This is a genomic window from Chryseobacterium sp. Leaf201 (assembly GCF_001421435.1).
In the GTDB taxonomy this organism is placed as follows: Bacteria; Bacteroidota; Bacteroidia; order Flavobacteriales; family Weeksellaceae; genus Chryseobacterium.
The window spans coordinates 1-9,062 of record NZ_LMKA01000143.1 but is presented as its reverse complement, the minus strand read 5'-3'; the positions used below and the strand labels follow the sequence as shown (position 1 = coordinate 9,062).

The following is a 9,062-nucleotide window of genomic DNA, read 5'->3' as shown; positions in this document are numbered from 1 at the left end:
ATCTAAATCGTGAAGATATTTGTTGAATATAATTTTTAATAACAATAATATTTTTAACAGAAATACTACTGTGAAATTCAAATTTCAAACCTGAATTCAACCAAGAGTTTTCACTTCTTAAAATTGAATCTAAAATCAAAAAAGTGGTTAATCGTTGTTGACCATCAATGATATTATAAACATCCGTTTTAGTATGATATAATAAAACAGAGCCAAGATAAAAATCAGTTTTACTATCTCTATTAAGAAAATGATCATCAATATCTTCAAATAATTTCTCTACTAAATCCTCTGTCCATTCGTATGGACGTTGAAAATCTGGAATAGCCAATTTATTAGTAAATAAATCGCTAATTGATATTGTCCCAATGCTTAATTGGTTTTGCAATTCTTCTTTTATCATAAATTAAAATTCCCAATCCTTAACTCTAAAGACCCTTTTATCAGGAGACTTGGTAATAAACTCAAAAGCCTCATCGTTCACCAAAATATATTTTAGCTTTTCTCTGTTTTCTTCTTTGTTCCATTTGGAAATTGTATTTCTAAGTTTTACATTCAAAAAAGAAGGTGCAACATTAAAAGCTTCTCCTTCAAAATCTTCATTTCCTAAATGGATGGTAAAATCTCCCTTATCCTTTTCGTGCAAGATTCCCAATCTTACAGTGAAACGGGCATTTTCTAATAATGGATTATTTTGAACTAACTGAATAATCCCATTAATAATGACCAAATCAGAAGCGATGCGATTGGCTGCTTCAAAAATTGTAATATTCTGGTAAGGTCCTATTTTTTGAGGATTGTTGATATCTTTTCTTTTCAGGTAATTAATAATTTCAAAATACGCTCCTGTACCCGGCGGCGTAGGAAAAGGATTATCATTTAAAAAACTGAAGTACTTTTCCTTACAGGTTTGCAGCATTTCATAATCAATCTTGATTAATTCAGTTGGATCAAATAAATAAGTTACCTTTTTCATTTTAGTTATTTAAGAAATAGCCCAAATATTCTTTTCTTGCTTTATGATTATCAAGCATCTCTGTTATTTTAGAACAAAATTCAAAATATTTTGCACATTCAGTTCTGCTCATTTTTTTTGTACCCGGATAGCAAACAGATATGTATAATATATTTTTATCAGCCATTAAGGATTGTCTAGAAATAAATTTTTTTGCCACTTGATCTGCTCTTGATGCATCCAATTCTAAAACGATAACTGAATCATCTTTCTGGTTAATACCTATAATATCTACACGATCCTTATATTGAGTAGATATAGATTCCTCAATTTTCCAGTTCCAACCAATTATATTTTCGACAAGTGAATCATAGATTTCAGCTTGTAATTCATCAACTTTGCCTTTATACTTTATGGCACTATATTTTATCTTGTTTAAAACTTCAATTATATTATGCTGATATCCAAAAGTGTCCTTCGTAGATTTATTCTCAATCACGATTTCTTCAGAATTAGAATCTAACAACTTAAACTCATAATATAATCCCAACGCGGACTTTAAAGTAGCAGTACCTGTATAATCATTACCTTTTATGACAATTGAATGTTTAGCTTTACTACCTTTCTTGATAGTTAGATCAAGAAATAACTTTCGAAATTGATCTTTAGCGAAATTTATATCTAAATCACCATAATGATTTTCTATTCGCTTCAAATTATTTATTCTTGAAGTTATTGTACCTTCACTATATTTTACATCATTTTTTAAATATGATTTAAATTCTTTTTCTTTCATTTAGTTTTTTAATTATTTCCCATACTCCAACACTCCCCTCAAAAATCCAATCGCTCTCTCCACATTTGCATCACTAAAAATCGTTCGTTCCAACTTTGCTTCCCATTCCTTTTCAGATTTTATAATGTCCAAAACATTTTCTGCGGTAAACTCAAGATTCTTCTTAGAAAGCTCTATCAAACTATTATCAACCGTTGCCAAAAGCTCCAGTTCATCATTAGATTTAAACTTAAACTCATTTGTCAACCAATCCAAATCTGCGATTTGCCAGTAGTTGGAAAAGTACTTTTTAGCATCTTCTATTTTGTCAGCAACTATAAATCCTGTTGTTCCCTTTTCGCCTTTCCAATCTTTAATATATTTACTGGTAAGCGCAATCTTTTCAGGTCCACCGTATTTTGTTTTTGGATTGTAAGGACCTGCGGCTTTTCTCAGATAATCCTGAATTTTATTGTCTGAATATCTGTGAAAGAGATAAGAAAGCTTGGTATATCTTTTTCTGCCCAAAGGATATTTTTCACTACCAAATCTTTCAGTTAAACAAGTAATCAAAACTGCTTCTTTAAATTCTTTGGAAGCTTCTTTTTTAGGTTGTTCTAAAGGAATTACTTTAGCATCAGTTGGTTTCGATTCTGAACTTTCCTCAAGCTGTAAAGAGCTTTCCGAAACATCAATCATCCCCATCATCAACCTTGGCAACAAAATATCGCGTGCCTCGCGTAATCGTTGGTTTTGTTCGATTAAACTGTCTATAATTTCAATTTGAATATCCGAAACAAAGTTAAATTGATCGATTAATTCTTTTTCCGGTTTAATTATTTCAACATTATTTAAAGCACTATTAGTTAACTGCGGTTGTGCCGATCCTGAATTAAACCTACTCAGATCAAAATGTATAAGATTATAAAATGTGTATCCTAAACCCAGTTTTGTATTGACAACAAATGAATTATTAGTTACAAAACTCTCTTTTTCGTAAGTTCTGTGAACTACACCACTTCCATTACCTCTACTAGTAACCAAAACCTTTTTCTCAGAAACATTGTTTTTTGAATAATATCCCATTTTTCCAGATGCACCATAAACATTGTGTTGTCCTACTTTTAGAATTTCGGTTTGGGGAAGATTTTTCCCATACTTTAAATCATATAATTCTCCTAGTTTAAATATCTCCCAACCCTCCGGCAAACCATTCTCATCAAAAACAGCAGTTTCATAACCCGGAAAACGCATACGCACAAACCATTCTTCGTAGGTTTGTTGTGCCATTTCTTCCAAAATTTTTATACGTTTTAGGTTGTTTTCTATCAAATCATCATAACCTGATAAAATGTTGGCGATTTTGCGCTGGGTGTCAAGTGGTGGAAGTTGAATTTTAAAGTCTAGAAAATTAGATATTGGTATTCTATCAACTGTGGCTCCATTTAAAATTTTACCTTCTATTTCTTTACGCCAAATTGGAGCAAGCATATAATAGTAAATGAATCTATAATCGGCATTTTCATTAACTCGTAATAAAGCCATACGTCTTCCTAAGCATCCATGAAACCCTTTGGGTATGATTGCATATCGATGTAATGTTGCTTCATAGGAAAAAACAATATCTTTATGTTTTGGAATAACTCTTTTTGTCCACTTGGGCATATCTTCATTAGAAATATATCTAATATTAGTAAGGTCAAGTTTTCCATTCTCATCAATATTTTTAATACCTAGGAAAATACCACCATTCTCAGACTCTTTTGGGGTAGCGTGAGGACCATCGTAAAAACCATTTTCTACATCTCGGATTGTTGCATATTTCCAACCTTTCGACAAGCTCTGTGCATCGCCTTCCCTCATAACTTAAAAGCTTGAATTTGATTCATCAATTGGTTGGCTTCGGTATTCAGTTCAGCTAATTCGCTGTGCAATTCCTGCATTCGGGTTTTGTAATCAAAATCCATATCAATGTCGATGTTTACCCCAACATATCGTCCCGGTGTAAGGCTGTAATCCTGTTCTGCAACTTCTTCTAAATTTACCACTTTGCACAAACCTTCTATATCCCGATAAATTCCGTCGGGAAAATGTTCGTTAAACCAAGTATTGTCTTTATCAACTTTCGGTTTTTCGCCACGGTAAAGTGCCTTTATTGCGGTTAATCCTTCCAACTGTTCCTCAGAAAAATCATTGATGGTGGTGCTTACTTTTCGATACACATTTCGCGCATCAATCATCAGAATTTTATCTTTGTTCGCTTTCGGTTTTCCTTTATCAAAAAACCAAAGATGACAAGGCAAACTTCGGGTATAGAAAAAATTATTGCTCACTGAAACAATACAATCTACATTGCCGGTTTTTATCAGTTCTTCGCGAATTCTTTTCTCGGCATTTCCTGCATCAGTCGCAGAAGAAGCCATTACAAATCCTGCACGACCCGTAGGATTGAGGTAAGACATAAAATACTGAATCCAAAGGTAATTGGCATTTCCAATCGTTCCTTTTCCGGTTAAAGGCGCACCAAAAGGCAAACGTTTGTCTTCTGCCAAAAACTTATTTTTAGCATCTACTTTATCTACATTAAACGGCGGATTCGCCATCAGGAAATCACATTTCCCAAACAACTCGTGCGGATCGGAATAAAAAGAATTGTTGTTGGCAATTCGCCCTTCAATCCCCTGAATGGCTAAGTTCATTTTCGCCAAACGGGTATTGTTGCTTTTGTATTCGGTACCATAAACCGTTACGGCTTGGTTCACACTTTTGTTTTGGGTGTTTTTAATAAAATGTGCGGTTTGCACAAACATCCCGCCCGATCCACACGCAGGATCGTGAATAATCCCGTGATCTGGCTGAATGAAATTTACAATGAGTTGCACCAAAGACGGCGGTGTAAAAAATTCTCCACCTTCCTGCGCACCTGCTCCCATCATCGAGAGTTTCATCAGGAAATATTCATAGACTCTACCAAACACATCACCTTTTGCATTCCGCACCGAATCGCTGTTGAAAATACGAATCAAATTTGCTAAGAGGTTATTATCAGAATCATCTTCTGGCGTAAGTTCCTGATAATTTTTAGGTAAAATACCTGCTAAATCTTCATATTCAGCTTCAATCAGTTTCATAGCAGTGTTGATGGCTTCCGCTAAATCTTCGCTTTCGGGCAGACTTGCTAAATAACTGTATTGGGCTTTTTCAGGCAATTGCATAGCCCCAGCTTGAGCAAAATCATCTTTCGTAGCTTCACGTCTTTGTTTCGTTCTTGGATTGATGGGTAAAGTTTCCGCCAAATGTTCTTTGGCTTCTTCATATTTATTTTCAGCAAAGCGGAGTAAAATTAATCCCAATAAAGGATCTTTGTATTCCGCAGCTGTCAGTTTTGAGTTGGCTCTTAATTCGTCTGCAGCTTCCCACAGTTCTATTTCGAGTTGTTTGATACTTTTTTGAGTCATTTTAATTTATTGAAAACCAAACAAATATTCTTTTTAGAAAATTTTGCTTAGAATTTATAAAAATATATCAATTTATTATTGTTCAGAAGACTTAAATTGATGAATCTTTACATTTAATATCTATTTTTTTAATTCATTATTAAACACCCTTATCATTACAATGAGATTCTCCCCATTTAAAATAATGCAAAATAATTACTTTCCTTTCTTTCGTTTAAAAAAATCTTTAGGCACAGATTTAATATCTTCATTATTTTCAAAGTTTGTTAACTTTAAAAATTGGGTGAGAAAATCACCATTCTTCACCACATCAGATTCGATAAAACATTCCCTAAAAGATGGGTAATTGGGTAAAATAACATTTTCATTAAATTTCTTTTTTTTCAGGGCATATTCTTTAAGACATTTTAATAAGTCAAATTGATTATTATAATATGTTAATTCAACCAATGAATTTAAATCAATCATTGCAAGATTGTGAACTTTTTTAACACCTAAATTTAATATACTAAGTTTTTCCATCATTTTGAGACTTAAGTAATGCTCTAAAGAAGGAACATTATAAAATGAATTTGATAATACTAAAACAGGATATATTTCGATAGTATGAGGTTTAATATTCTTTCTGGCAATTATTTCTTTAAAATCACTATTGCTTTTTAATTTATTAATCATAGAAATTAATTGAGAGATTCCTTTTTTCTCGACAAAATTTTTCTCGACAAAATTTTTCTCGATTATTTTTTCTACCTCTTTATAATCGTAAATAGAATCTAATTTATTAATGCTCTCATAATCCTTGAATTCAAAGAGAAAAATATGTTTATTATTACAAATTATGCAGTCAATTAATGATTTGTCTTTTTCATTGAATATTATTTAATAGTACTTATTCTTTACCGATAATTGGATTAAATTTCCGATTAAACAGTATATAGCCCAAATTTTATATTAAAATGTTTTAATTAATCTACTTATTAATTCTCTATTGGATTTACTAACTCCAAAATCTTTTGATAGGCTTGACCATTTACTAAGTGCGGAACTAGTTTGCTCACAAACATTCTCTATGAATTCTTTTGATAGTTTAGCTTCCCTACCTAATTTAGTCAGATGTTTGACTGTTATATTTCTTCCTTCTCCCATTACCATAGTGCTTTGTTCTCCACCTGGTCCAGATGAGAAAGTAAGATCGTAAGCGGGTGATAATTTCCATTCTCCAAATTCATTCATCAGAAAAGAAAAATTCTTAGCATGGTCGTCTCTATTGTGCGCCATAACATTGAAAACTGCGAACCGAAACATTTTTTCTACTTCTCGAATATCTTTGGTTAAAACACCCGTCAATGATAACAAATCTTCATAATCAAGAGATGGAAACCTAAAATTACTGTGAACGAGTCCACTCACCGTATGCATATGGAGACGCTTATTTCCTTCTCTATCAAAACGCTTAACAGCAAAATAGCCATTCCCTTTTTGTGACGGAAATAAATGTACTTCAGGCATTTTAATTCCTGCATCTACAGCCATTAATGCGTAAACGTATTCTATTGCGCCCGCATCTTTGCCATCTAATGAGTTTGGAAATTTTACCATCCAAGGCTCAAAACCATCGTTTAACAAATTCGCTCCATACGATATATTTTTTCTTTCGGTATCAACTCCAATTAATGCCTTTGGTCGTGCTCCGGCAGAAGATCCGTTCAAAGCTAAAAGTTCTGCAATCACTTCTTCCGAATCACCTTGCAAAACATCTTCAGTTTGATTAGCCAACACGTCCAAATCAATCGTATCATTACTACTCTCGGGACCCTGATCCGGCTCAAAAATCAATGCGCCCATACCGTGCAATCCAACGTAAGCTAACCGGTCAAGTGGTGAAATATCAGATGGAGAAATTCCTTCCGAGCGAAGCATACGATCGAAGAGTAATCTTCCCCAACCGTCGGGCAAGCTATCATTGAAAACACCAGCCAAACCTTCAAACGGATCCCTTGGAAGTTCTATCACGCCTCGTTGCAAAGGAAGTTTTATAGGTGAGATTTCTAGTTTGCTTTTAAGAAATTCTTCATCGTATTCAAAATAGATGATGCCATTACGAATTGCCAAACGTCCAACAGGTTGAATTATCGAACCAAAATTCAATCCTACTTTTATTTCTTTGACGGCTATTTTCATTTTCTGCTTCCTCTTTTTTTAATAGACTTTTCCTCTGATTTTAGTACATCATCAATAGATCTAAAACTCTGTTCCTTCGGTTTTAAAGCATCAACCATTTCTTCTAACCCACCAACCACTGAAAGCAATTTTAGGAATGAATCCAAAGAGATCAAGCCCTTTTGCTCAAATTTCCTTAAAGTAGGTAAAGGAACACCCGATCTTTCAGCCAAACCTTCCTGCGTAAGTTCCATTTGCAAACGTCTCTCACGGATATTATCAACTAATTTTTTTTGGACTTTAGAGAAAGAAATAAATAACATAATAGTAGTATTTATTATTATGATTTGGTTATAAATAATATTATTGTATTACAAATATACGAAATTCCACAAATGTATATTCTATAAATTAAAAATAGATGATTGGATTTTAATTATGAGCGAATATAAAAATAACAATGTAATGTTTCACTAATCAGTTAAAAAAATCATTTTAGAAAACATTGAATAAAAGTATCAATAATATTCTCTAAATTTATAAGTAATTTTTCACGTTTCTTATGACTTTAACAATTTATCCAGCAAATAATGGAGATTCATTTCTTTTAGAAATAAAAGATACTATTATATTAATTGATGGAGGTTATGTAGACACATATAAGAACTATATTAAGCCAAAACTTTTTGAACTTGCAAAGGAGAATAAAAAAATTTCTCATTTGATAGTAACACATATTGATAATGACCATATATCAGGCATTATTAAGTTTATAGAAGAAAATAAAAAAAATTCAATAATTGAAATCACTAACATTTGGCATAATTCCTTTCGACATATAAATTGTATTGATGATAATTTAATATTTAAAGGCAAACCGCTTTCTAGATTAGTAATTAACTATACTATAAAAGAAGAAAATAATACAGTTGAAAAAAATATTTCTGCTGTACAAGGTTCTACTTTAGCTTCATTGATCCATAAATACCAGCATTCATGGAATTCTGAGTTTAATGAGAATGCAATTTCTACGGATAATGAATTAGAAATTAAAATATCAGAAGATATTTACATAAAAGTCCTTTCTCCAAATAATAACAAATTGAAAGATTTAAAAAAATATTGGAAAAAAGAATTGTTTAAAAAAGGTTTTTCAAGTGATTCAGATTTATCAGATTTTAATGAAGATGCCTTTGAATATATTCTATCATTAGAAAAAGAAAGAAGGAGATTACAGAAAAAAAAAGTGTCCTCAAGTACTTTGTTTAATATTGAAGAATTTTTAAATGAACCTTTTGTAGAAGATGATACAGCAACAAATGGAAGCTCAATTTCATTTATAATTGAATTTAAGAATACCCAGTTACTTTTTTTAGCAGATTCTCATCCAACGGTAATTATAAATAGTTTGAAAAAACACTACAAACAAGAAGAATTTCCATTACAATTTGATTTAATAAAAGTATCCCATCATGGTAGTAAAAACAATACAAGTGTCGAGTTGCTAAATTATATTGACTCGGATAAATTTATTTTTTCAACAAACGGATTAACACACAACCATCCTGATAATGAAACAATTGCAAGAATAGTATGTAGAAAAACCAAATTTACCCGAAATCTTTATTTCAATTACAATTTAGATTCCATAGAATGTTTTAAAAATAAAAGCTTTGAAACAAAATTTAATTATAAAATAATAGAAAGTAGTAAC

9 protein-coding genes are annotated in these 9,062 nt (G+C 31.8%); 1 reads left to right on the top strand and 8 read right to left on the bottom strand.

Features of this window, described 5'->3' with window-relative positions; translation table 11 throughout:
- From ASE55_RS19695 to ASE55_RS19660, 8 genes are all read right to left on the bottom strand, one after another.
- Positions 1–403, bottom strand: a 403-nt coding sequence (locus tag ASE55_RS19695) for a DUF262 domain-containing protein (protein WP_131726121.1), incomplete at its 3' end; no start/stop codon positions are given.
- 3 nt (positions 404–406) lie between these two features.
- Positions 407–976 carry a hypothetical protein gene (locus tag ASE55_RS19690; protein ID WP_056223653.1) on the bottom strand — a complete coding sequence of 190 codons (570 nt, stop codon included), beginning with the start codon at positions 974–976 and terminating at the stop codon, positions 407–409.
- Between the two features lies 1 nt (position 977).
- The gene (locus tag ASE55_RS19685; RefSeq protein ID WP_056223651.1) at positions 978–1,751 is read right to left on the bottom strand and encodes a hypothetical protein; all 774 of its coding nucleotides are present in this window, start codon (positions 1,749–1,751) and stop codon (positions 978–980) included.
- A 12-nt stretch (positions 1,752–1,763) separates the two neighbouring features.
- Positions 1,764–3,593: a restriction endonuclease subunit S gene (locus ASE55_RS19680; protein WP_056223649.1), complete on the bottom strand. Its 1,830-nt coding sequence runs from the start codon at positions 3,591–3,593 to the stop codon at positions 1,764–1,766.
- On the bottom strand, positions 3,590–5,188 hold the full coding sequence (locus ASE55_RS19675) for a type I restriction-modification system subunit M (RefSeq protein ID WP_056223647.1): 1,599 nt from the start codon (positions 5,186–5,188) through the stop codon (positions 3,590–3,592). The genes ASE55_RS19680 and ASE55_RS19675 overlap by 4 nt, the downstream gene beginning before the upstream one ends.
- A 195-nt stretch (positions 5,189–5,383) precedes the next feature.
- On the bottom strand, positions 5,384–5,863 hold the full coding sequence (locus ASE55_RS19670) for a hypothetical protein (protein WP_056223644.1): 480 nt from the start codon (positions 5,861–5,863) through the stop codon (positions 5,384–5,386).
- Positions 5,864–6,139: 276 nt separating this feature from the next.
- Positions 6,140–7,369, bottom strand: coding sequence for a type II toxin-antitoxin system HipA family toxin (locus ASE55_RS19665; RefSeq protein ID WP_056223642.1), 1,230 nt, complete (start codon positions 7,367–7,369; stop codon positions 6,140–6,142).
- Positions 7,366–7,671 carry a helix-turn-helix domain-containing protein gene (locus ASE55_RS19660; RefSeq protein WP_056223640.1) on the bottom strand — a complete coding sequence of 102 codons (306 nt, stop codon included), beginning with the start codon at positions 7,669–7,671 and terminating at the stop codon, positions 7,366–7,368. Before ASE55_RS19660 ends, ASE55_RS19665 begins: the two co-directional genes overlap by 4 nt.
- Positions 7,672–7,910: 239 nt before the next feature.
- On the opposite strand from ASE55_RS19660, the gene avs1a reads away from it, so the two are divergent.
- On the top strand, positions 7,911–9,062 hold a 1,152-nt coding region (avs1a, locus tag ASE55_RS19655), incomplete at its 3' end, for an AVAST type 1 anti-phage system MBL fold metallo-hydrolase Avs1a (protein ID WP_056223638.1).